Source organism: Saccharothrix sp. DSM 118769, assembly GCF_052936295.1.
Window position 1 is genome coordinate 4,704,216 of record NZ_CP193627.1, and the last position, 23,497, is coordinate 4,727,712.

Sequence of the window (23,497 nt, forward strand, 5' to 3'; positions counted from 1 at the left end):
TCGGGCCGCCGCCCGGTTCCCGTGTTCGCGGGGGCCGGGCGGCGGGCGGGTGCGGTTCACGGGTGTCGCGCGCCAATTGCGCGGTCGGCGCCGCAGGATTGCGGTTCCGGCGGGGAGAACGCGAATCGCGTCGTTCCGGTCGGTGGCGTTTTCGGTTCCGTGGCCATTGGTCGCGGAAAGCGGATCACCGCAACCGGGCCGCCACCCGGCCGGGCGTCGATTCACCCCGTGCGGCGGGAATCACGGGTTCCGCGCAGATGTTCTTGGCCACCGACAGCAACTGCACCACGTCCGTGGCGAAGGCGAACCCCCGCGCGTGCTGGTCGCCGGTGCCGTGGAACAGGCGGTAGGCGCGGATCACCCATTCGGTCAGGGCGTCGTCGCGCATGACCACGTGCTCGCGGTGCCCGTTCACCAGCACGGTGAGCTGTGCGTGGTCGTCGTCGTCGCAGACCGCGAAGTGCCCGACCGCGCTGCCCCGCTCGAACTCGACCGTGATCCGCCGCTCCCGCACCGGTGAGGTGAGGTCCGAGCAGATCTCCGTGCGCACCCCGCTGTTGTGCCGCAGCCCGATGCGCGCCCCGCCCATCCGGGGCGCCACCGCCTCGCCCACGACCATGTCGAACCCGGCCGCGTGGGTGACCCGGGCGCTGCCCGCCAGCCGCAGCGCCAGGCCCACGCCGTGCGGCAGTTCCACGTCGAAGGCCGTGGACCGGTCCGGTGCGGTCAGCGTGCGGTGGAACCTGGGTTTGTTCAGCTCCATCGACACCGACCGCGGTTCGCCGAGCGACCCGCCGCGCACCAGGTTCACCAGCCGTTCGGCCAGCGCGCTGGTCAGCCACGGTTCGACCACGGCGATCCGCAGCCCGTGGCGGCGGCGCAGCCGGGTGACCCGCGCGAGCTCGTCGGTGTCGGCGGCCAGCGGTTTCTCCACGACGATGTTGCGGAACCCGCGTTCGGCCAGTTCGGCGACCACCTCGGCGCGGACGGCGGGCGGTGTGCACACGTGCGCCACCGCGTCGTCGGGGTCGAGCAGCGCGGCGGCCTCGGCGAGGCCGCCCACCACCGTGACGCCGGGTAGTTCGGCGAGCGGTCGGCGGGGGTCGCACGCGACCACCGGGCGGTCGTCGAACAGTTGCCGGACCGAGGACCTGGCCCTGGCCAGCGCCGGGAGGTGCAGCTCCGCGCCCGCCCGGCCCAGACCCACGACGAGTGTGCGCACCAGATGAGCCCTGTCTTGTCTCGAAGGCATCGTGAATAGCGATCGAATTGATCGCTTCGACGTTGTCCTAATCGCGCCCGGACTGTCAACACGCGTCCGGCGAGTTGACCAGGAAGAGTGAACTGGTCGGTGTGCGGCGGCTCTCCCCGTTGCCTGCCATACGCTCGGCCCCGGAACGACGACCGCGGAGGTGAGTGCGCTGACCGTTCCATTCTTCCCGAAATCGGTGCCATTTCCCGGGGTGCCCGCCGATATGGTCCCGGCGCATTGTCGGTCCGCGCGCGGACCCCGGGGGTGCGCGTGACGACCAGGACCGCCCGCCGCCCCGCGGCGCCCGCCGTGCCCTGGGCGGGCCCGGTGGACCTGCCGCTGGCCGGCGAGCTCGACGTCCAGGCCGCCTGCGGCCTCATGCACGTCCACGGCCGTCGCTTCGGCCGCCCCACCCCGCTCGGCCTGGACTACGCCTCCGTCGTCGCCGCGGAGCTGGCCGCCACCGGCGTGGCCGCCGCCGGCCTCGGGTACCTGCGCGGTCTGCCACCGCGCGCGGTGCGGACCTCGGTCGCGCAGGCCGCGCTGCTGGCCGTCTCGCCCCACCTGGCCACCGCCACCGCCGACGACCCCGAGGGCCCCTTCCACGTCGGCGGCCCCCCGTTCGTGTCCGCCGACGGCGTCGCGTTCGAGGTCGAGACCACCGACGCCGGGGCGTGGCAGCGCTTCTGGACCGCCCTGGGCGTGGAGCCGCGCACCGCCCGGGTCGCCTGGCGCGCCTACGCGCCGCGCCACACCACCGCCACCTGCCCGCTCCCGCCCGCCCTCACCGCGGTCGCCGCCCGCACGCCCGTGGAGTTCCTCGAACGCGTCGCCGCCGCCACCCGCGTGCCGCTGGTCCGGGTCGCCCGCCGCGTCCTGGACCACGTGCCGGCGCGCGACCTGCGCCCGCAGGCGCCCGCGCCGCACCCGCTGCGCCCCGCGACCGGCAGCTTCCCGTTGTCCGGCCTCGTCGTCCTGGAGTCGTGCACCCGCCTGCACGGCTCGTTGGCGGGTCAGCTCCTGCGCCACCTGGGTGCCACCGTCATCCGCGTCGAACCGCCCGGTGGCGACCCGCGTCGGGACGACCCGCCCCGCGCCGCGGGCGTGTCCGCCCACTTCCACGCCCTCAACCGCGGCAAGCGCTCCGTGGGCGTCGACCAGGCCACCGTCGCCGGCCGGCGCGAACTGCTCGAACTCGTCTCCGCCGTCGACGTCCTGCTGCACGACTGGGCGCCCCGCGCGGCGCCCCTGCGCCCCCGTGACGCCGCCCGCGCCAACCCGGGTCTGGTGCAGGCCCACGCCGCGGGCCACCTCGACGGCCACCCGCACGCCGTCGGCGAGTCGGCCGCCCAGGCGCGCGCGGGCGTCCCCGACTCCCTGATGGCCCTCGTCGAGACCTACGGCGCGGTGGTCTGCGCCCACGGCGTCGTCGAGGCCCTCGTCCACCGCGCGAGGACCGACACCGGCCACGTCGTGACCACCTCCCTGCTGGGCGCGGCGTCGCGGTTGAACAGCCGGGCGGCCCGCCGCGACACCGCCCCGCTCACCGCCGAGGTCCGCACGGACCTGGCCGCGCTCGCCCGCGACGACCGCTTCGCCCGCGTGATCACCCGCGACGGCTGCGCGGTGCCGACCTCGCCGTGGGAGTTCGCCTGACGCACCTCCGGGCCCGCCGCGCGGGACGGGCGGGGACGCGGCTCGGGGCCGCTCGGGCACAATCGGCCGGTGAGCACCAACTGGGCAGGCAACGTCACCTTCTCCGCCGCGCGCACCGCGCACCCGACGTCGGTCGAGGAGGTCCGGCGGCTGGTGGCCGGCGCGGACGTCGTGCGGGCGGTCGGGACGGGCCACTCGTTCTCCACCGTCGCCGACACCGCGGGGACGCACGTCGCGCTCGACGCCGTGCCCGAGGTGTTCGAGGTCGGTGACGGGGTCGTGCGCGTCGGGGCCGGGATGCGGTTGGCCCGCGTCGCCGAGTTGGCGCAGGCCCGCGGGGTGGCGCTGCCGGCCATGCCGTCGCTGCCGCACATCTCGGTCATCGGGGCCGCGGCCACCGCCACGCACGGGTCGGGCAACGACGTGCCCTCGCTCGCGAGCCTGGTCCGGCGGGTCGAGCTGGTCACCGCCGACGGGGACCTGGTGGCGCTCGGCGACGGCGACGAGGGGTTCGACGGGGCCGTGGTGGCGTTCGGCTCCCTGGGGGTCGTCACGCACGTCGAGCTGGACGTGGTCGACACCTTCGACGTCGAGCAGCGCGTGTACGACGACGTGCCCTTCGACGTGCTCGTGGAGGACTTCGACGCGGTCTTCGGCGGCGCCTACAGCGTCAGCGCCTTCACCACCTGGCAGGACACCGCCCGGGTGTTCGCCAAGCACCGGGTGGGGGACGCCCGCACGCCGCTCGGGCACGGTCGGGAGGCGGCGCTGGCCCGGCACCCGGTGGACGGGCAGCCGCCGCACCACTGCACGCGGCAGCTCGGGGTGCCCGGTCCCTGGCACGAGCGGTTGCCGCACTTCCGGGCGGACTTCACGCCCAGCGTCGGCGACGAGCTCCAGTCGGAGTTCTTCGTCGCGCGGGAGCACGCGGGGGAGGTGCTGCGGGCGCTGCGGGAGGTGCGCGACGTCGTCGTGCCGGTGCTGCTGACCTCCGAGGTCAGGACGGTCGCCGCCGACCGGCAGTGGATGAGCACCGTGCACGGGCGGGACAGCGCGGCGTTCCACTTCACCTGGAAGCCCGACGCCGAGGGGGTCCGGCGCGCGCTGGAGCGGGTCGAGGGGGTGCTGCGGCCCTTCGACGCGCGGCCCCACTGGGGGAAGGTGTCACTGGCGTCGGGCGTCGCGGGGCGGTACCCGCGCGCCGCGGATTTCGAGCGGTTGCGCGCCCGGTTCGACCCGGCCGGGAAGTTCCGCAACGCGCTGGTCGACGCGTGGTTCACCGGATGAGTGCGGGGGTCGCCGGTGCTTCGTCACCCGGCACAGCGTCAGGTGCCCGACCTCGCCGGGGGTCGGCGACCCGGTGCGGTTCGTGCGGCGGGCGTGCGACGGCGGCGCGGCCCTTCCGGGCCGGGTGGCGGACCGGGACACCGACCCGCCACCCGGCCCGGGGCCGGTCCGCCGCGCGCGGCCCTCACAGCCGGGCGAAGCGGCGCAGCGCGTCCAGGTCGGGCACCACCACGTCGCGGCGCAGGTGGCTGACCACCACGCCGGCCTTGCGCAGGTCGGCGAACGCCTTCTCGGCCGTGCGCGGCTTCATCCCGGCGATGGAGGCCAGCTCGACCTTGGTCAGCGGGATGCCCAGCACCCAGCCGCCCACCTCCTGCCTGCCGTGCGCGCCGACCATCTCCGCCAGCACCCGCGCCACCCGCTCGGCGGCGGTGTGCGACAGGAAGTCCCGCCGGCGCCGGTTGGCCCACCGCAGCTGGTCGTCGATCACGCCGATCAGCTCCACGAACCCGTCGTTGCGGCGGTGCAGGAAGTTGTGCAGCTCCGCGCTCGTGATCAGCTTCGCCACCACGTCGCCGCAGGTCACGATGGTCGCCGACCGCGGCTTGTGGTCCATCGCGGCCATCTCGCCGATCAGGTCGCCCGCCACCCGCACGGTCAGCACCGCGGTGTCCCCGGCCTCGTCCGAGACCATCACCTTCACCACGCCGTCGAGCAGCAGGAACGCGTGCGTGTCGGTCGCGTCCTGCACGATGATCTCCCGGTCGGCGGCGTAGCGCACCGTCGTGCCCAGGTTCACCAGCTCCTGGCGGCTGGTCTCGCGCAGCCGCGCCAGCAGCGTGCCGGTGGGCCACTCCGGCGTCACCGCCACCGCCTGCCGCGCCGCCGGTGCCGCGGGCTTCGCGGTGGCCAGCGAGCGGCCCGCGTCGGCGAACGAGGCGTAGCCGCGCTCGAACGACGGGTCCGGGCCGGCGCCCGACAGCAGCGCCTCGCAGGCCCGCCGCTGCTCGTCCAGCGCCACCACCGCCGGGTGGTCCGCGCCCAGCGCCGCCACCGACCGGCCCGCCGCGTCGCGCACCACGTCCAGCAGCCGCTGCGTCTGCGCCCGCGTGCCTTCCACGTGCGCCAGCTCCAGCTCCGCCGACGCCAGGTTCGCGGTGGCGATCACCGCGTGCGGGTGGTCGGAGCCGAGCCTGGTGGAGGTGCGGTCGGCGGCGGCGCGCAGGCTGGTCAGCGCCGGTCTCGCCCGCTCGGCCGACCGGTGCGCCCGCGCCAGCTCGAACTCCGCCGACGCCAGGTTCGCCTGCGCCACCACCGCCCTGGGGTGGTGCGCGCCCAGCGAGTTCAGCGCCCGCTCCGTCGCCTCGCGCAGGTCGGCCAGCGCCTCCGCCAGCTCCTCGGTGTCGCCCTGGTCGCGGGCGATCCGGAACCGCGCGGTCATCAGGCCCAGCCGCACCACCACCGTCTGGGGGTGGTTGACGCCCAGCACCGCCGCGTTGCGCTGGAGTGCCAGCTCCAGGGCCCCGGTCTCGGTCGCCGTCGCCCGTTCGACCGCCACCGCGACCGACCCGACCGCCACCGGGTCGGGCGAGGGGGCCAGGAAGTCGCCGAGCACCTGCCTCGGGGGGGCGCTGCGCCCGAACACCGTGCCCGGCACCCGCCGGTGTACCGGTCGCACGGCGCCGTGCCCGTTCCGCCCGTGTTCGCCCCGCGCGCGCGACCCGCCCCGACCCCGGGCCACGGAGACCAGCGCCTGCTGGTCGCGCACCCGGGCCGCCTCGGGACCCGTCGGGTCCACCAGGGCGAGCATCGACACCAGCAGCGCGTCCGCGGCGTCGGCCGAGCCGAGCCGGGTCAACGCCGCGGCGCAGCGCAGCAGCCGGTCCGCGTCGCGCCGCGTGCCCGCCGCGTCCAGCGAGCGCGCCAGCTCCACGGCCAGCCGCCGCGCCGCGGCCCGGTCGGGCGCGGAACGTGACAACACTGCTTCCAGTTCGACCATTCGGCTGTTCATCCGGCACCCCTGGTGGTTGCTCGGTCCGCGACGGTGCGGTGCAGGCGTTCGGACGCAGGGCTCCGTCGTTCGGGTGCGGTCACTCGTACCGCCGGAGTGGAATCGTCGTCCATAGCGGCGATATCGGTGGCATCCGGCATTCGTTAGCGCAGCCCATGACATCGTTACGGTACGAATGGTCGGATGATTCGAACCAATCCGCAATAGTGCGGAAAACCGCGCAAGCGGCCAGGTCGTTCGACGTTCGACTCCGCAAGCTTGCCATTGGGAACCGATGAGTTCCGATAGTAGGGGGCCGCGGGTCGGACCATTCGCGGAACCGGTCGCGCCACGATCGCGCCGACCCCGTTCCCGCGCCGCCGACGCGCCCCGGCGGGGCGGGGAACTTCACTCGAAAGAAAGCCGAGCGTGACCGGGTCCGCGCCCGCCCGCCGGGTCTAGCGTGGGGCGCGTACCGACCGGAGGAGGGTGCAGGCCGTGCTCACCACGAACTACGTCCCCGGCGTCCCGAGCTGGGTGGACCTCGGCAGCCCGGACGTCACCCGGTCCGCCGGGCACTACCGCGGCGTGTTCGGGTGGACCTTCCACCCGCTCGGGCCGTCCGAGGGGGAGTACGGCGTGTTCCGGCACGACGGCCGCACGGTGGCCGCCGTCGGACCGCTCCCCGAGCACGGCGCGCGGTCGGCGTGGACGGTGTACTTCCACACCGCCGACGCCGACGCCACCGCGCGGGCCGTGGCCGAGGCGGGCGGCGAGGTGCGCGTCGAGCCGTTCGACGTGTTCAGCAACGGCCGCATGGCGCAGCTCACCGACCCCGGCGGCGCGGACTTCGCGATCTGGCAGCCCCGCGACACCGCCGGGCTGGACGAGGTCACCGGACCCGGCTCCCTCGGCTGGGTCGAGCTCCAGGCCCCCGACCCGGCGGGCGTGCACGACTTCTACCGCTCCGTGTTCGGCTGGACCGTCACCACCGTGCCCGCCGACGACGGCGACTACACCGTGTTCACGCCGGAGCACGGCGACGACGACTCCTCGTTCGGCGGCATCGCCGACCTCCAGGAGGGCCAGCAGGCGCACTGGCTGCCCTACTTCGAGGTCACCGACACCGACGCCGCCGTCTCGCGCAACGCCGCCCTGGGCGGTCGCGCCGTGCTGCCCACCGGCGACCTCCCCGGCGTGGGTCGCATGGCGTGGCTGGAGGACCCGTTCGGGGCGCGCTGCGCGGTGATCACCAGCTCGACCGACTGACCACCCGCCCGGCCGACCACCCGCCCGGCCGACCGCCCGGCCGGCCGACCACCCGCCCGGCCTGCCGGTTCACCAGGTCGGCATGATCGCCTCGGGGTAGCGGGAGCCGGCCGCGCCCCGGGGCAGCACCTCCCGCACCCGCGCCAGGTCCTCCTCCGTCAGCACCACCCGCGCCGCCGCCACGTTCTCCGCCAGCCGCTCCGGGCTGCGCGTGCCCGGGATCGGCACCACGTCCTCGCCCTGCGCCAGCAGCCACGCCAGCGCCAGCTGCGCCGCGGTCGCGCCCTTCTCCCGCGCCAGCGCCGTCAGCGCCGCGACCGCGGCGGCGTTGCGCTCGTAGTTGCCCGGCTGCCACCGGTCGTCCCAGCTGCGCATGTCGTCCGCCGGGTACTCGGCGGCCGGCCTGACCACGCCGGTGAGGAACCCGCGGCCCAGCGGCGAGTACGGCACGAACCCGATGCCCAGCTCCCGCACCACCGGCAGCACCTCGACCTCGACCGCGCGCTCGAACACCGAGTACTCGGTCTGCAACACCGACACCGGGTGCACGGCGTGCGCGCGCCGCAGCACGTCCGGCCCGGCCTCGCTCATCCCGAAGAAGCGCACCTTGCCCTCGGCGACCAGCTCGCCGACCGTGCCCGCCACGTCCTCGATCGGCACGTCCGGGTCCACCCGGTGCTGGTAGAGCACGTCGACGTGGTCGGTGCCCAGGTGCCGCAGGCTGTTCTCGGCGACCTCGCGGATGTGCTCGGGCCTGCTGTCGAGCTTCGCGCCGACGTTCGCCGGGTCGGTCAGGTCGAAGCCGAACTTCGTGGCCAGCACGACCTCGTCCCGGAACCCGGCCACCGCCCGGCCCAGCAACCGCTCGTTGTCGCCGGTGCCCATGCCGTACAGCTCCGCGGTGTCGAACAGGGTGACGCCCAGCTCGTGGGCGCGGCGGATGGTGGCGACGCCGTCCGCCTCGTCGCCCGCGCCGTACGCCATGGTCATGCCCATCGTGCCCAGGCCGATCGCGCCGACCTCCAGGCCCTGCGCGCCGAGCGTCCGGGTGGGCAGGTTCCGCTGCTGTGTCATGCCACCGACGCTAGGGCCCGCCCGCCGCGCCGGCATGGGCCGTGAACCGCATAGGATTGCCCGATCCTCTCACCGTCCCGTTCGGAGCGCCCGTGCTCGACCAGCTCGCCGCGGCCGTGGGCCGCCACCGCAACGGCCTGTGGTCCGGTTCCACCGCCGTGCCGCGCCTCACCGTGGTCGCCCTCGACGAGGTGGTCAACCCCCTCGACCTGCGCTACGAGCCGATGGTGTGCTTCATCGCCGAGGGCGCCAAGCGCACCGTGACGGGGGAGCGCAGCCGGTTGGCGCGCCGCGGCGACATGTTCCTCAACTCGCTCGACCTGCCCGTCACCGCCGTGTTCGAGCAGGTGCCGTACCGCTCGGTCGTGCTGCACCTCGACAGCGGCGTCCTGGCCGACCTGCTGCTCGAACTCGACGGCGAGGACCCCGCCGCCCCGGTCGCCGGGCAGCTCTCCGCCACGATGAGCCCGGAGCTCGTCGACGCCGTCACCCGCTGGGTGCGGCTGCTCGACACCCCCGACGACATCCGGCCGCTGGCCGCCCGCGTCGAGACCGAGGTCCTCTACCGCCTGCTCGGCAGCCCCCTCGGCCCGACCCTGCGCCAGTTCGCGGCCACCGGCTCGGCCCTGAGCAGGGTGCGCGCCGCGGCCGACTGGATCGCCGCCCGCTTCACCGAGCCCATCACCGTGGGTCAGGTCGCGGCGGTCGCGCACATGAGCCCGGCCACCCTGCACCGGCACTTCAAGGCCACCACCGGCATGAGCCCGCTGCGCTTCCAGAAGCACCTGCGCCTCCAGGAGGCACGGCGCCTGCTGGTGGCGGGCGACACCACGGCGGCGCACACCGCCGAGGCCGTCGGCTACGCCAGCGCCACCCAGTTCACCCGCGAGTACCGCCGCGCCTACGGCCTGCCGCCGGTGCGCGACGCCGCCCGCCTGCGCGACCGGCTCGCCGACAGCCGTCCCTGACCGACCGCCGGTCCCGGTCGGCGGTCGCCCTCAGGCCCCGGCCACCCGGAACCGCAGACCCGTCGCGGGCGCCGGGTCGGTGTGGCGCGTCTCCACCACCGGCCCGACGGCCACCGACGCCACCACCGCGCGCCAGAACGCCGCCGCCCCCGGGTTGGCGTCGTCGAACCGCAACGTCCACCCGCCGGGGCGCAGGGCGAACAGCCGCCGCGCCGCCTCCCGCGCCACGCCCGTCCCCCGGTGACCGCGCACCACGAAGAACTCCGCCACGTTCCACGAGCCGTCGTCGTGCACGTCCCCGCGCGCCATCGCGAAACCGGCCGGCTCGCCGGACACCGTGATCAGCCGCGCGTCGCGTTCCGCTCCGCCGAAGTACGCGTCCAGGTAGGGGTAGGGGAACGTCCCGTCGGCGCCCAACCGCATCGGGCGCACCTCCGAGAAGTCGTGCAGGTAGAGCTGGAGGAGAGCGGCCAGGACCGGTTTCGCGGCGGGGGCCAGTTCGACGTCCACGGTCGGCCAGTGTGGCCCACCGGAACGGCCGGGGCCGGCGGGTTCCGCGTTCCGGGTACCGCAGCGGAACACGGGACTTCGGTCCCACCCGCACCCTCCATGGGGCATCCTGTGGCGTCCGAGGACCCCCGTTCGGCGGTAGTGCGTTCCGGGGACGGATCTTGTCGGCCGCGATCGACGTCGGCTGACTGTCACGATGACCATGAACGCAGGAGGCAGTCGATGACTGTTGCCCACGACGACCCCCACGTCGCGCGGCTGTTCGAACAGATGGCACTGCTCGTCGCCGACGAGGTCGGCGACCCCCTCGACCTGCACGAGCAGCTGGTGGAGCTGGCCGTGGCCAACTCGCCCGACGTCGCCAGGTACTGGAAGCAGGTCGGTCACGGCGTGGGCGTCCCCGACGCCGCCTACAAGGACGGCGGGCCGCACCTGTTCCCCGACGCGCCCGTGGTCCGCGTGTTCCGCACCAGCGGCACCACCGGCAGCGCGCGCGGCGCCGTCCGCTACTCCCGGCCGGGGCTGGAGCTCAAGGGGATCGCCATCGCCGCCGGCGCGCGGCGCGTGATCGCCACCGAGCCGGTCCGGCCCGTCGTGCTGGCCTTCGCGCCCACCGAGGAGGCCGCGCCGGACATGGCGATCGCCTTCGACATGGCGCGCATCGTCGAGGCGTGCGGCGACCCCCGGCTCAGCGCCGCCGTCGTCGGCGCGGACGGCGTCGACTTCGCGCTGCTGGAAGGACGACTGGACGCCGCCGTCGCCGAGGGCCTGCCCGTCGTGCTCGTCGGCGCGACCTTCGCGTTCGTCAACATCTGCGACGCGCTCCAGGCGCGCGGCAGGAGCTGGCGGCTGCCGCCCGGGTCGGTGATGTACGACGGGGGAGGCTTCAAGGGCCGGTCCCGCGTCATGACCGTCGCCGAGCTGCGCGCCACCGTCGGCCGGCTCTTCGGCGTCGAGCGGTTCGGCAACATCTTCGGCATGACCGAGCTGGCCAACCAGCTCTACGACGCGAGCGACACCCCCGTGGGCCCGCTCGGGGAACGCCCCAAGGCGCCGCACGCCGCCGGCGGCGCACGGGTGCGCGACCCCCGCACCCGCGAGCACACCACCGAGGGCCCCGGCCTGCTGGAGATCACCGACCTGTCCATCCTCGACCGGCCGCACGTGCTGCTCACCGGGGACCTGGGCATCGCCACCCCCGAGGGCGTCGCCATCGCCGGCCGCATCGCGGGCAGCACCAGCCGCGGCTGCTCCCTCACCCTCGACGAGATGACCGGAGGTGCCGCGTGAGCGTGTCCTGGACCCCGACGTGGGCGCGGCCCGGCGGCGCGTCGTTCGTGCTCAGCGCCAACGGGCACGAGTGGCGCGGCACCAGGCCCACCGACTGGGCCGCCCTCGGCGAGGGCCTGCGCGCCGCCCGCGAACGGCTGCGCGAGCTGCCCGTGCGCCGCATCGTCGCCGCGATCGACACCGCCGCCGAGCGGTGGGCCAAGCGCGACCTCGCCGAGCGCCGCGCCGCCGTGCGCGACGCCGCCCTGGTCACCGGCATGTCCGAGGAGACCATCGACCGCGCCCTGGACTCCGAGCTGGGCAGCCTGCGCGCCGAGTCGCTGCTGGCCTCCCTGACCCGCGAGCTGGGCGACCCCGAGGTGCTCGACGGGTTCCGCGGCGGCACCACCGCGATCGGCCCGCGCACCGTCCTCGCCGTGTTCTCCGGCAACGTGCCGGGCCTGCCCGCCCGCTCACTGGTGCGCGCGCTGCTGGTCAAGGCGAGCGTGATCGCCAAGGTCCCGGCCAGGGAGCCGCACTTCACCGGCGCGTTCCTGCGCACCCTGCACGACGTGGAGCCCGTGCTGGCCGACGCCGTCGTCGCCACCTACTGGGACCGCGACGACCACGAGTCCCTCGACGGCGCGCTCGGCCAGGCCGACGCGGTCATCGCCTACGGCGGCGACGAGGCGTGCGCGGCGATCCGGGCCAGGGTGCTGCCGCACCAGGTCTACGAGGAGCACGGCCACAAGCTGTCCTTCGGCGTGGTCGCCGACTCCTACGTGGAGCTGCACGGACCCGCCGAGGTCGCCCGCCGCATCGCCAAGGACTGCAGCGACTTCGACCAGCACGCCTGCCTGTCCCCGCAGGTGTACCTCGTGCAGGCCGGGCACGCCCGCGCGGTCGCCCAGCACCTGTCCGACGCCATGCGCCGCGCCGCCGCCGACAGCCCGCCCGGGGCGATCGACGACCTCGACGCCGCCGCGCTCCAGCGCCGCAGGCTGGTCGCCGAGTGGCGGGCCGCGACCGCCGACGACAGCGAGGTCTGGGCCCCCGAGGGTCTGGAGTGGACGGTCGTGCTGGACGACGTGCTGCTGCCGCTGAGCGGCTCGGGCAACCGGGTGGCGCGGATCGTGTCCGTGCCCGACCTCGACGCCGCCGTCGAGCAGGTGCGGCCGTACGCGAAGCACCTCCAGAACGTCGCCCTCGGCGCGGTCGGCGAGGAGGCCGTGCGCATCGCCGGCGACCTGGCGGGGCTGGGCGTGAGCCGGGTCTGCGCGCCGGGCGCGATGACCGCGGCGAGCTTCACCTGGCTGCACGACGGACGGCCGCGCATCGCCGGCCTGGTCCGCTGGTGCGACGTCGAGCTGCACCCCGAGCTGGAACCCGCCACGCGCTGAGGCGGGCACGACACCCACCGCGCCCCGCGGTCGCCCGCGGGGCGCGGCCACACGTGGGAGGACGGGACATGCCCGTGACGGTCACCGGTGCGCGGCGGGTGCTGGCCGAGGCGGTGCGGTTCGCCCGGGACACCGGCACGGCGGGGGCGCTGGCCCGCGTGCCGGGCGTCCCGGCCGACCTGGCGCGCCACCTGGAGTTCACCCACGTCGCCCTGGCGGTCGCCGCCGACGACGCGCGGGACGTCGTCGACGCGCTCACCGGGCTGGGCGTCCCGGTGCACGACCCCGGCGACGGGCACGTGGTGCGCGGCCGGGTCGACGGGTGCCCGCGCGAGGTGGAGGTGACCGTCGTGCGCGACGGCGCGCACGACGGCGGGCACCGCCTGGTCTTCACCGCCGGCACCGACGACGAGGTGCTGCTGCGCGGCGTGCGCGCGACGCTGCTCGACGCCGGGCTGCGACCCGACGGCGGCGACCACGACGAGCGGGCGACGTCCCTGCGCTTCCGCGGCCCGACCGCGCTGGAGCTGCGGCTGCCCGGCCCGCGCCCCGCGCTGCTCGCGCTGCACACCGGTCCGCCCGACCGGGCCCGGCGCGCCGTGCTCGACCTGGTGACCGGCGCCTGGCGCACCCGCGCGGTGGCGGTGGCGGCCGAGCTGGGCGTGGCCGACCTGCTCGCGGACGGGCCCCGCACGACCGCCGACCTCGCCGCGCGCACCGAGGTCGTGGAGGACCGGCTGCGCCGCCTGCTGGCGTTCCTGGCCGAGCTGGGCGTGTTCCACCGCGAGGGCGAGCGGTGGTCGCTGACCGACGTCGGCGCGATGCTGCGCGCCGACGCGGAGGGGTCCCAGCGCGACCTGGCCCGCGTCTACGGCGGGCTGTTCTACCGCTCCTTCGGCGCGCTGGAGCACGCCGTGCGCACCGGCGGCAGCGCGTTCGAGCACGTCCACGGCGCGCGGCCGTTCGAGCACTACGCCGCGAACCCGGCCGACGCCCGCCTGTTCGAGGGCCTGATGGCGGCGGGCACCAGCTTCCTGGACCTGGTGCCCGGCCTGCTGGACCTGCCCGCGCGCGGCACCGCGGTCGACGTCGGCGGCGGCGACGGCCGGCTGCTGGCCGCCGTGCTCGGCGCCGCGCCCGGCCTGCGCGGCGTGCTGTTCGACCGGCCGCACGTCACCGGCGCGGCGCGCCGGGTGCTCGACGGGCGCGGGTGCGGCGACCGGGCCGAGGTCGTCGCGGGCGACTTCTTCCGCGACCCGGTGCCCGCCGGGGCCGACCTGTACCTGCTGTCGCGGATCATGCAGGACTGGGCCGACGAGCGCTGCTCGCTCATCCTGCGCAACGTCCGCGCGGCCATGACCGGCGACTCGCTGCTGGCCATGGTGGAGCGCCCGATCCGGGAGGACCGGCCCTCGCCGCTGCCCCGGGCGTTCGACGTGCACATGATGGCCAACACCGCCGAGGGCCGGGAGCGCACGACGGGGGAGTACCGGGACCTGCTGGCCGCCAACGGCCTCACCCTCGTGGACGTGCGCGACCTGCCGCTCGACATGGCCGTCCTGCTGGTGCGCGCCACCGGCTGACCCCGCCGTGTGACCGCTCTCACCGGCCACGGGGGGCAAATCGGTTTTGTCCCCGCGCGACCGGCGGCGAGGATCGGCGGGTGGCTGTTGTGAGAGAACCTCGTGTCCCTCCGGCTTCCCGGCCATTCGTCCCGCTGGTCTCGGTGAGCCTGCTGGTCGGCATCGGCTACGCGCTGGTCTCGCCGTTCATGGCGCTGTTCCTGGTCAAGGAACTGCACGCCGGCCCGGTCGCGGTCGGCGCGTTCCTGCTGGTCGGGGCGCTGGTGTCGCTCGTGGTCAGCACCCTGGTCGGGCGGTTGTCCGACACCCGTGACATCCGGCGGGCGGTGATGCTCGTGGCCACCGCGTGCGGCGCGGCGGCGTGGGCGCTGCACGCCGTGCTGCGCGACTACTGGCTGCTGCTGGCGGTGTCGGTGACGCTGTCCGCCCTCGCGTCGACCTTCATCCCCCAGATGTTCGCCTACGCCCGCCAACTGGTCGACCGGTCGCGGTCCACCAAGGGCGCGTTCGCGATCAGCGGCCTGCGCACCACCCAGTCGATCGCGTGGGTCGGCGGCCCGCCGCTGGGCGCGCTGCTGATGACCGCCGTCGGGTTCACCGGCCTGTTCGCCGCCACCGCCGCCGTGTACCTGCTCGCCGCCGTCGCCGTCCTGCTCTGGCTGCCGCGCCTGGGCCCGGCGCCGGCGGCCGGCGCGGACGCCGTCGACCACCGGCCCGGGGGGCGCACCGGGTTCGTGCTCCCCTCCGCGGCGTTCGTGCTGCTCCAGGGCGCGACGGCGGTCGGCGTGGCGGCGATGCCGCTGTTCGTCACCGAGGACCTCGGCGGCACGGCCGGTGACGCGGGACTGGTGCTGGGCCTGTGCGCGGCGCTGGAGATCCCGCTGATGCTCGGCTTCGGCGCGCTCGCCACCCGGTTCGACCACCGGGTGCTGGTGCTCGCGGGCGGCGCGCTCGCCCTGGCCTACTACTCGGTCGTGCTCCTCGCCCAGGCGACCTGGCAGGTGATGGCCGCGCAGGCGCTGCACGCCGTCGTCATCGCGGCGGTCATGGGCGTGGGCATCTCCTACTTCCAGGACCTCGCGCCCGACCGCCCCGGCTACGCCACCACCCTCTACACCAACACCGCGAAGATCAGCGCCATGACCTCCGGCCCGCTGCTCGGCGTGGCCCAGCACTTCGGCTACCGCACCGCCTACGGCATCGGCCTGGTGATGTCCGTGCTCGGGCTCGCGCTGCTGCTGGCCGACCGGCGGCGCTGATGCGGACCGAACTCGCGGGTTGCGCTGATCGAGCGGTCCTCCGCGAAAATCGGGTCACGACCTCCCCCGCGGTTGCTACACCTGTGCTCCGGGGGAGGAGGTCACCGTGGCCAAGGGTTTCTACACCGACGACCGGGGCCGGGTGCGCCCGGTCTCCGGCGGCGGGGGCAAGGGCGGGCTGCTGCTGGCCGGCCTTGTCGCGCTCAGCGCCGTCGGGTACGGCGGCGCGGTCGGGCTGAGCGCGGGCCCCGGCGGGGAGTCCGGCGCGGGTGGCTCCGGGTTGAGCCTCGCCGCGCGCAAGGCCGAGGGCGCCGACCTGGCCCGCCGGGGCGACGCCGAGGGGGCCTGGCTGCGCATGGGGTTGCGGGCGCACGCGCGGAGCGCCCGGGAGGGCGCGGACTGCGTCGCGGCCTCGTTCGGCGGCGTGCGGGAGTTCCTCGAACGCACCGGGTGCGCCTCGATGGACCGCGTGCTGTTCACCGTCGGCGACGACGCGGGCAACGCGATGGTCGTCTCGGTCGCCTGGGTGGAGTTCGGTTCGCGCGCCGACGCGCGGGAGTTCCAGGCGCTGATGGACGAGCCGGGCTCCGGCGACATCAGCCCGCTGCCGGGCGCGGTGCTCGGCCTGGGCGACGTGGCGTTCAGCGGCGAGCACTACGGGGCCGGGCGCGAGCGCGCCACGGTCACCGTGGCCGAGGCGGAGCGGGTCAGCGGGTTCGTCTCGCCGGAGGTGCTGGACGCGGTGGCGGAGGTGGCGGCGCTGCTGCCCCGGTGACGGCGCCGGGCGGCACCGGGTCCACGAACACCGGGTCGGCGAACGACGCCCGGCGCGCGGCGCGGCGCAGCGTGCGCAGCAGCACCGGGCCGGTGACCAGCACCAGGACCGTGGTCGTGATCGCCCGGCCGACGTCCCAGCCCAGCGACGTGGCCAGGCTGAACAGCACCAGCCGCACCAGGTTGTCCACCAGCGGGCCGCCCGGCTGGTAAGACAGCGAGGTGCTCGCCGCACCCAGCGCGAACGGCCAGAACGACAGGTTGAGCAGCAGCCCGTACACCAGCGACGCGACCGCGCTGTACGCGGCGAGCAGCACCAGTTCCGCCCGCCCGCGCCACCTCGGCAGCAGGCCCGCGCCCAGCGCCACCCACGCCGCGCCGAGCATCTGGTAGGGCAGCCACGGCCCCACGCCGCCGGTCAGCAGCGCCGAGGCGAACAGCATCGTGCTGCCCAGCACGAACCCGAACCCCGGGCCGAACACCCGCCCGCCCAGCACGAGCAGGAAGAACACCGCCTCGATGCCCGCCGTGCCCGCGCCCAGCGGCCGGATCGCCGCGCCGAGCGCCGACAGCACGCCCAGCACCGCCACGGCCTTGGCGTCCATCCCGCCCTCGCTCAGCTCGGCCAGCACCACGGCCAGCACGAGCGGCAGCAGCAGCGCGAACACCCACGGCGCGCCGACGCCGCGCGCGAGGCCCGCGTCGGCGGAGACCAGCAGCGGCCAGCCGAACGCCACCACGCTGATCGCGGCGGCCACGGCGAGGGCGACGGTGGCGCGCGGTCGCACGCGCAGGGCGTTCACCGGGCGCCCAGCGCGTCGGCGACGTCCGCGACGGTCAACCACGGCCGGGGCGCGAGCACCTTCGCCACCTGCGGGGAGAACACCGGCGAGGCGGTCACCACCTCGGCGGTCGGGCCGTCCGCGACGACCTCGCCGTCGGCCAGCACCACCACCCGCGTGGCGTACTCGGCGACGAACTCGACGTCGTGCGTGGCCAGCACGACCGCGTGCCCCGCGTCGGCCAGGTCGCGCAGCGCCCGCGCCAGCCGGGTCTTCGCCGGGTAGTCCAGGCCCCGCGTCGGCTCGTCGAGCAGCACGGCCCGGGGTCGCGGCGCGAGCGCGACGGCCAGCACGAGCGCCAGCCGCTGCCCCTCGGACAGGTCGCGCGGGTGCCGGTCGTCGGGGACGCCCGGCGCGAGCCGGTCCAGCAGCTCCCGGCACGTGCCCGGGGGCCGCCCCGACTCGCGGTCGGCCTGCTCGCACTCGCCGCGCACCGCGTGGAGGTACAGCAGGTCGGCGGGCTGCTGCGGCACGAGGCCGACCGCGGCCCGGCGGGGTCCGGGCTTGAGCGCGGCCGGGTCGACGCCGTCCACCGCGACCTCGCCGCCGGAGCGCTTCCCGGTGCCCTGCACGGCCCACAGCAGGCTCGACTTGCCCGACCCGTTGCGGCCCATGACCGCCACCCGCTCGCCCTCGCGGACGGTCAGCGACACCCCGCGCAGCGCCTCCACGCCGGGGTGGCGCACCCGCACGTCGCGGGCCGCCAGCACGGTCGCCCCGGTCGCGGGCGGCCGTGCTGGCGGCGGGGTGCGGTCGGCCAGGCGGTCGCGCAGCGGCCCCGCCCGCCGCCGCGCGTCCCGGATGGACACCGGGACCGGGTCCCACCCGGCCAGCCGGCCCAGCCGCACCACCGGCGGCGCGACGGGCGCCCGCGCCAGCACGGCGCCGGGCGGGCCGTCCACCGGCGCGCCGGCGCCGCCGGGCAGCCACACGACCCGGTCGGCGTACTGGGCGACGCGCTCCAGCCGGTGCTCGGCGATGAGCACGGTCATGCCCAGGTCGTGCACGAGCCGGTGCAGCGCGGCCAGCACGTCCTCCGCCGCGCCGGGGTCCAGCGCGGACGTCGGCTCGTCGAGCACCAGCACCCTCGGGTGCGCGGTAAGGGCCGCCCCGACCGCGACCCGCTGCTGCTGGCCGCCCGACAGCGTGGCGAGCGGCCGGTCGCGCAGCCCGGCCAGCCCCAGCAGGTCCAGCGTCTCCTCGACGCGCTTGCGCATCACCGCGTTCGGCAGGCCCAGCGACTCCATCGAGTAGGCCAGCTCCTCCTCGACGGAGTCGGTGACGAACCCGGCCTGCGGGTCCTGCGCCACCACGCCCACCACGTCGGCCAGCTCGCGCGGCGGGTGGGTGCGGGTGTCGCGGCCGTCGACCAGCACGCGGCCGGCGAGCGTGCCGCCGGTGAAGTGCGGCACCAGCCCGTTGACCGCGCGCAGCAGGGTGGACTTGCCCGACCCGGTGCGCCCGACCACCAGGCACAGCTCGCCCTCCGGCACGTGCAGGTCCACGCCGGCCAGCACGGGCGCGCCCGCGTCGCGGTAGGTGACGGTGACGTTCTCGAACCGGATCATGTCCTCTTCCCGATCGGGCGGCCCGCGACCAGCACGGGCGCCAGGGCGCACAGCACGCCGAGCGCCGGCAGCAGCGGCAGGGCGGGCGCGACCAGCGGCACGGTGCTCGCCGACAGCGCGGCACCACCCAGGTCCGCCGGCGCGAGGAGCGTCGCCGCCGCCGCGACCAGCCCGGACGCCACCACCAGCAGTTCGCGCGGCCCCCAGCGGTCCGGGCGGTACCGGCTGCGCCGCACCCGCCGCGACCCGGTCCACAGCCCGGCCACCGCCAGCGCCGACCCCAGCGCCAGCACCGGCGCGCCGGCCGGCGACGACGTGCCGTCGAGCAGGCCGTAGGCGCCGACGCACAGACCGGCGAGGCCGCCGAGCACGAGCCCGCCGGTCAGCAGGCGCGCGCGCCGCGACTGGCCGGCGGTGCGCCCGTAACCGCGCGAGTCCATCGCGGCGGCCAGCACCAGCGACCGCTCGAACGCGTCCTCCAGCACCGGCGCCATCAGCACCCGCACCGCCCGGACCCCGCGCACGGCGCCACCGCGCAGCGCCCGCGCCCGGCGCACCGACCGCGCGCTCGCCACCAGCTGCGGGGCCACCGTCAGCGCCACCACCACGGCCACGCTCACCTCGTACAGCGCGGCGGGCAGCGAGCGCAGCAGCCGCTTGGCGTTGGCCAGCGCGTTCGCCGCGCCCACGCAGCACAGCAGGGTCGCGAGCTGGAGCCCCTGGTACACCGCGAAGGCCAGGCCCTCGGCGCTGACCGGCCCGCCCAGCCGCACGCCGGCCGCCCAGTCCGGCAGCGGCACCTCGGGCAGCGCGACGAGCACCGTCGGCCCGGTGACGCCGCCGAGCAGCACGTGGAACACCACCCGGACCGCGATCACCACCAGCCCGAACCTGAAGAACACGCCGTACGCGCTCGCCCACGGCGTGTCCTGGCGGCACGACACCGCCACGAACCCGGCGACCGCGACGACGAGCGCGAGCAGCACCGGGTTGTTCGTCCGGCCCGCGACGACGCCCAGGCACAGCGCCCACAGCCACCACGCGCCGGGGTGCGGCGTCACCCCGCGCCCTTCGCGCGCCGCCGCGCGACCCACGCGCCCGCCCCGGCCAGCAGCGCGACCACCGCGAGACCGGCGACGAGGCCGACCGCGCCGCCGGACGACGGAGCCGCCGCGGGGCCGACGGCCGTGGACGGGGCGCCCGTCGGCGGGGCGCCGGACGACGCGGCGGCCGTGCCGCCGGCCGGGGTGTCCGAAGAGGACGGTGACGCGGTGGTGGCGGGCGTCGTGCCCGGTCCGGGGGAGTCGGTCGGCGGTCCGGTCCCCGGTGTGGTCGCCGGTGGCGGGGACCCCGCCACCGGGGGTTGGGCAGCCGGGGGTTGGGCCGCCGGTGGCGGGGGTGCGGGCTGCCGGGGCGCCGGCTGCGGGGGAGCGGGCGGCTGGACCGGGGGCGCGGGTGCCGGGGGTGCCGCGCCGGGCTGCTCGCCCGCGCCGAACGCCCAGCCCTCGACGGTGCCGGGGGCCGGGTCGTGCGCGCTCGCCGACCCGCTGCTGTAGACCCACGACCCGCCCGGCCGGGCGTGCCAGTACGACCAGTAGGCGGTGGTCGGCGACGTGCCGACGCACGCGTCGCGGTCCTGCCCGGGCAGGCCGTCGATCCGGCACACGAACCCGGGCTGCCGGGCCGCGAAGGTGAAGCCGAAGCCGGCGGCGGTCAGCGCGGCGGTGCCGGACGCCGGGTCGCCGGCCGCGCAGCCGGTGCGCACGCCGCCGCCCAGGGACCGGAAGTCCACGACCACGGCGACACCGGCGCAGTCGGCCGCCCGCGCCGCCGGGGGAGCGGCGATCGAGGCGAGCACGACGACGCCCCAGGCCGCCAGCGCCCGCCGCCACCGGGACGTCACGTCGACCGCCTGCGCGCCAGCGCCAGCAGGAGCGCGCCGCCGGCCAGCAGCAGCGAGCCGAGCCACACCGCCGGGCCGACCTCCACACCCGTGCGCGCCAGCTCACCGCCGCCGCCCACCACGACCACCGCCGCGGTGGTGGTCGTGGTGGCCGCCGCCGACGTGGTGCCCGGGGCGGACGTGGTGGTCGTCGCCGTGGCGGTGGGCGCGGTGGTGGTGGGCGCCGTGGTGGTGGACGTGGGCGTGGTGCTGGTGGGCGTGCCGGCGCAGTCGAGGACCGGCGCGCCCGGGCGGTCGCCCGCGGTGGACAGGGCGGCGAAGCCGACGCCGGTGACGCCGAGCACGCCCTGCGTCGTGGCGCGCGTCGCGGTGGCCGCGGCGAACCCGGTCCGGTCGAACGCGAACGCGCCCCGGTCGGCCTCCGCGCCCGCGCACCCGACCTGCAACGACGCCAGGAACGCGGCGGCCCGGTCGGCGGCCCGCGCCTCGCCGCCCACCCGCAGCGCCTGAGCGGCGAGGCCGGTGCTGTTGGCGTTGCCCTCGTCGAGGCCCCTCTCGTCGCGGAACCCGCCGCCGGGCTGCTGCGCGTTCACGAGCCAGGTCAGCCCGCCGGCCGCGGCGTCGGCCCGGTCGGCGGCGAGCAGCGCCTGCACGGCCATCGCGGTGGCGTCCACGTGGGACGTGCACGGCGCGGTCGCCAGCAGCAGCGGGAAGCCGCCGTCCGGGCACCGCCCGCCGGCCAGGAAGTCGACGGCGTCCCGCGGCGCGCCGCCCGCGCGGTCCAGCGCGAGCACGGCGAACGCCTGGGAGAAGCCGTTGGAGTAGTCCTGGTAGGCGGTCCGGTCGGTGAACCGGCCGGACGGGGCCTTGAGCGCGGTCAGGCCCGCGACCAGGTCGACGCCGCCGAAGTCGGTCGGGTCCGCGCCGGTCACCGAGGCGAACAGGGCGAGCTTGGCGTGCGCGCCCGCGTACGACTCGGTGGCGGGGGTGTCGAAGTGCAGGTAGTTGGAGATCGTCCCGGGTCGCGCGACCCACGCGCCGACGCGCTCGCCGGTGTCGCTCGCCACGTCGGCGGCGGCGAGCGCGAACGCGGCGTCCAGCGTGAGCCCGGGGTCGGGGTAGCCCGCGCTCTCCAGGTGGTCGCCGTCCACGAGCTGCCGGGTGAGCCAGCCCGCGGCGGTCCCGGCGGGGGTCCCCGGCTCCGCGGCGTGCGCCGGCGCGGGCAGGGCCAGGGCGGCGAGCGCGACGGCGACGGCGGTGGCGGTCCGTCCGAACGGCATGGTCGACCTTTCCGGGGCGCGAGGCGTGGGCGGACCCCGGACAGCCGTCACCGGCTCCCTGGGCTCCGACCCGTTGACCTCGACGGTGTCAGGAGCACGGCGCGCGCGGCAGGTGTTCGGGCTCGTCCCCTCGGGGACCCACCGTTGCGGGTCAGCGCCGGATTCCGACCGGCTTCCCCTGTTCGGGCGCGATTGCCGATCGTCTTGCACCGTTCACGGCGTGTCAATCCGCCTCAGGCGCGATGCTGCTCACCTCGGCGTGCGGTTACCGTCAACCAGTTCAAACCTGGGGAAGAGGGGTGTGGGGATGTCGACTCTGGCGTCGGTGCGCGACGGCTTGGTGGCGTGGGTCGCACGGCGTTCGGCGACGCGGTGGGTGATGGGCAAGATCGGTTCACGGGCGTTGTCGCTGCTCCCGGACGGTGCGCTGGTCCCGCTGAAGCGGGACGGGGTGGTGCCGGTCGCGGAGCTGGAGCGGATGAGGGAGTCCGGGGCGGTGCACCGCCTGCCCGTGCCGTTCGGGGTGCGGCTGTGGTTGGTCACCGGCCAGGACGAGGCCAAGAAAGTGCTTTCCGACACAGGGTCGTTCAGTAACGATTACGCACGCCTCGGCGCGGCGGTCGGCCGCATCGAGCAGTCGCCCGGCGGCCTCGGCTTCGCCGACCCGCCGGACCACACGCGCCTGCGCAAGCTGCTCACCCCCGAGTTCACCATGCGCCGGCTGGCCCGCCTCGTGCCGCGCATCGACGAGATCGTCACGCAGCGGCTCGACGCCATGGAGGCCGCGCCCGGTCCGGTGGACCTGGTCAAGGAGTTCGCGCTGCCGATCCCGTCGCTGACGATCTGCGAGCTGCTCGGCGTGCCCTACGAGGACCGCGAGCGGTTCCAGCAGCTCGCCGCCGCCCGGTTCGACCTGTTCGGAGGCGCGGGCCAGGCCCTGGGCGCGATCTCCGAGTCGCTGAAGTACATGCAGGAGATCGTGGAGCGGGAGCGCCGCGCCCCCGGCGACGGCCTCATCGGCATGATCATCCGCCAGCACGGCGACGACGTGAGCGACGAGGAGCTGGCCGGCCTGGCCGACGGCGTGCTCACCGGCGGGTTCGACACCACCGCCTCCACGCTCGCGCTCGGCGCGATCGTGCTGCTGCGCGACGAGGCGGCGCGGGCGTCCATGCGCGACGACGACGCCGCCGTCGGGCCGCTCGTGGAGGAGCTGCTGCGGCACCTGAGCGTGGTGCAGGTCGCGTTCCCGCGCTTCGCCCGGCACCCCCTCCAGGTCGGTGACCAGCGGATCGAGGAGGGCGACGTGCTCGTGGTGTCGCTGTCGGCGGCCAACCGCGAGGGCACGCCCGACTTCAACCCCGCCGGCGGCCCCACGTCGCACCTGGCGTTCGGCTACGGCGCGCACCGCTGCGTCGGCGCCGGGCTGGCCCGGATGGAGCTGCGCGCGGCCTACCCCGCGCTGCTGCGCCGGTTCCCGAACCTGCGCCTGGCCGACGACCGCCCCGCGTTCCGCACCGCGTCGATCGTGCACGGGGTGGACGAGCTGCTGGTCCACACCCGCTGACCCCCCGTCGGCGGCGGCCCCGGGGTCGCCGCCGACGCTTCGGCAC

19 protein-coding genes and 1 riboswitch are annotated in these 23,497 nt (G+C 76.1%); of the genes, 10 read left to right on the top strand and 9 right to left on the bottom strand.

Annotated elements, in window-relative coordinates:
- Positions 1 to 184: 184 nt before the first annotated feature.
- Entirely contained in the window at positions 185 to 1,222 is a 1,038-nt protein-coding gene (locus ACRAKJ_RS20430) for a Gfo/Idh/MocA family oxidoreductase (protein WP_438925830.1), read from the bottom strand.
- A 300-nt stretch (positions 1,223 to 1,522) separates the two neighbouring features.
- Here ACRAKJ_RS20430 and ACRAKJ_RS20435 point away from each other — a divergent pair, with 300 nt between their 5' ends.
- Both ACRAKJ_RS20435 and ACRAKJ_RS20440 read left to right on the top strand, forming a co-directional pair.
- Positions 1,523 to 2,908 (top strand): CoA transferase, encoded by a 1,386-nt coding sequence (locus ACRAKJ_RS20435; protein WP_438925829.1) that lies wholly within the window; start codon positions 1,523 to 1,525, stop codon positions 2,906 to 2,908.
- Between the two features lie 69 nt (positions 2,909 to 2,977).
- Positions 2,978 to 4,195: an FAD-binding protein gene (locus tag ACRAKJ_RS20440; protein WP_438925828.1), complete on the top strand. Its 1,218-nt coding sequence runs from the start codon at positions 2,978 to 2,980 to the stop codon at positions 4,193 to 4,195.
- 184 nt (positions 4,196 to 4,379) lie between these two features.
- On the opposite strand, the gene ACRAKJ_RS20445 is transcribed toward ACRAKJ_RS20440, so the two are convergent.
- On the bottom strand, positions 4,380 to 6,206 hold the full coding sequence (locus ACRAKJ_RS20445; protein WP_438925827.1) for a cyclic nucleotide-binding domain-containing protein: 1,827 nt from the start codon (positions 6,204 to 6,206) through the stop codon (positions 4,380 to 4,382).
- A gap of 477 nt (positions 6,207 to 6,683) precedes the next feature.
- Here ACRAKJ_RS20445 and ACRAKJ_RS20450 point away from each other — a divergent pair, with 477 nt between their 5' ends.
- Positions 6,684 to 7,454, top strand: a complete 771-nt coding sequence (locus tag ACRAKJ_RS20450; RefSeq protein WP_438925826.1) for a VOC family protein — start codon at positions 6,684 to 6,686, stop codon at positions 7,452 to 7,454.
- Between the two features lie 69 nt (positions 7,455 to 7,523).
- Here ACRAKJ_RS20450 and ACRAKJ_RS20455 read toward each other — a convergent pair whose 3' ends face one another.
- Complete coding sequence (locus tag ACRAKJ_RS20455; RefSeq protein ID WP_438925825.1) at positions 7,524 to 8,528, bottom strand: aldo/keto reductase; 1,005 nt, start codon at positions 8,526 to 8,528, stop codon at positions 7,524 to 7,526.
- 92 nt (positions 8,529 to 8,620) lie between these two features.
- Between ACRAKJ_RS20455 and ACRAKJ_RS20460 the strand changes: the two genes are divergently transcribed.
- Complete coding sequence (locus tag ACRAKJ_RS20460; protein ID WP_438925824.1) at positions 8,621 to 9,496, top strand: AraC family transcriptional regulator N-terminal domain-containing protein; 876 nt, start codon at positions 8,621 to 8,623, stop codon at positions 9,494 to 9,496.
- A 30-nt stretch (positions 9,497 to 9,526) separates the two neighbouring features.
- On the opposite strand, the gene ACRAKJ_RS20465 is transcribed toward ACRAKJ_RS20460, so the two are convergent.
- Positions 9,527 to 10,006: a GNAT family N-acetyltransferase gene (locus ACRAKJ_RS20465; RefSeq protein ID WP_438925823.1), complete on the bottom strand. Its 480-nt coding sequence runs from the start codon at positions 10,004 to 10,006 to the stop codon at positions 9,527 to 9,529.
- 222 nt (positions 10,007 to 10,228) lie between these two features.
- Between ACRAKJ_RS20465 and ACRAKJ_RS20470 the strand changes: the two genes are divergently transcribed.
- The 5 genes from ACRAKJ_RS20470 to ACRAKJ_RS20490 all read left to right on the top strand — a co-directional run bounded on the left by ACRAKJ_RS20470 (position 10,229) and on the right by ACRAKJ_RS20490 (position 16,292).
- Entirely contained in the window at positions 10,229 to 11,296 is a 1,068-nt protein-coding gene (locus ACRAKJ_RS20470; protein ID WP_438925822.1) for an acyl-CoA reductase, read from the top strand.
- Positions 11,293 to 12,675 (top strand): acyl-CoA reductase, encoded by a 1,383-nt coding sequence (locus ACRAKJ_RS20475; protein WP_447009084.1) that lies wholly within the window; start codon positions 11,293 to 11,295, stop codon positions 12,673 to 12,675. Before ACRAKJ_RS20470 ends, ACRAKJ_RS20475 begins: the two co-directional genes overlap by 4 nt.
- A 68-nt stretch (positions 12,676 to 12,743) precedes the next feature.
- Positions 12,744 to 14,258 carry a methyltransferase gene (locus tag ACRAKJ_RS20480; protein ID WP_447009085.1) on the top strand — a complete coding sequence of 505 codons (1,515 nt, stop codon included), beginning with the start codon at positions 12,744 to 12,746 and terminating at the stop codon, positions 14,256 to 14,258.
- Between the two features lie 143 nt (positions 14,259 to 14,401).
- Positions 14,402 to 15,517, top strand: coding sequence for a sugar efflux transporter (locus ACRAKJ_RS20485; RefSeq protein ID WP_438926946.1), 1,116 nt, complete (start codon positions 14,402 to 14,404; stop codon positions 15,515 to 15,517).
- A 106-nt stretch (positions 15,518 to 15,623) separates the two neighbouring features.
- Positions 15,624 to 16,292, top strand: a complete 669-nt coding sequence (locus ACRAKJ_RS20490) for a hypothetical protein (RefSeq protein WP_438926945.1) — start codon at positions 15,624 to 15,626, stop codon at positions 16,290 to 16,292.
- Here ACRAKJ_RS20490 and ACRAKJ_RS20495 read toward each other — a convergent pair.
- The 5 genes from ACRAKJ_RS20495 to ACRAKJ_RS20515 are packed head-to-tail and all read right to left on the bottom strand — an operon-like array spanning position 16,225 to position 21,884.
- Positions 16,225 to 17,094 carry an ECF transporter S component gene (locus ACRAKJ_RS20495; RefSeq protein WP_438926944.1) on the bottom strand — a complete coding sequence of 290 codons (870 nt, stop codon included), beginning with the start codon at positions 17,092 to 17,094 and terminating at the stop codon, positions 16,225 to 16,227. The two genes, ACRAKJ_RS20490 and ACRAKJ_RS20495, sit on opposite strands and share 68 nt — an antisense overlap.
- Complete coding sequence (locus ACRAKJ_RS20500) at positions 17,091 to 18,701, bottom strand: ABC transporter ATP-binding protein (protein WP_447009086.1); 1,611 nt, start codon at positions 18,699 to 18,701, stop codon at positions 17,091 to 17,093. Before ACRAKJ_RS20500 ends, ACRAKJ_RS20495 begins: the two co-directional genes overlap by 4 nt.
- Positions 18,698 to 19,762 (bottom strand): CbiQ family ECF transporter T component, encoded by a 1,065-nt coding sequence (locus ACRAKJ_RS20505; RefSeq protein WP_438925986.1) that lies wholly within the window; start codon positions 19,760 to 19,762, stop codon positions 18,698 to 18,700. Before ACRAKJ_RS20505 ends, ACRAKJ_RS20500 begins: the two co-directional genes overlap by 4 nt.
- Positions 19,759 to 20,604 carry a hypothetical protein gene (locus ACRAKJ_RS20510; RefSeq protein ID WP_438925985.1) on the bottom strand — a complete coding sequence of 282 codons (846 nt, stop codon included), beginning with the start codon at positions 20,602 to 20,604 and terminating at the stop codon, positions 19,759 to 19,761. The genes ACRAKJ_RS20505 and ACRAKJ_RS20510 overlap by 4 nt, the downstream gene beginning before the upstream one ends.
- Complete coding sequence (locus tag ACRAKJ_RS20515; protein WP_438925984.1) at positions 20,601 to 21,884, bottom strand: peptidase; 1,284 nt, start codon at positions 21,882 to 21,884, stop codon at positions 20,601 to 20,603. Before ACRAKJ_RS20515 ends, ACRAKJ_RS20510 begins: the two co-directional genes overlap by 4 nt.
- A 90-nt stretch (positions 21,885 to 21,974) precedes the next feature.
- A riboswitch (cobalamin riboswitch) is annotated at positions 21,975 to 22,113 on the bottom strand.
- Between the two features lie 78 nt (positions 22,114 to 22,191).
- Here ACRAKJ_RS20515 and ACRAKJ_RS20520 point away from each other — a divergent pair.
- A complete protein-coding gene (locus ACRAKJ_RS20520) occupies positions 22,192 to 23,451 on the top strand; it encodes a cytochrome P450 (protein ID WP_438925983.1) in 1,260 nt (419 codons plus the stop codon).
- Positions 23,452 to 23,497: the final 46 nt, after the last annotated feature.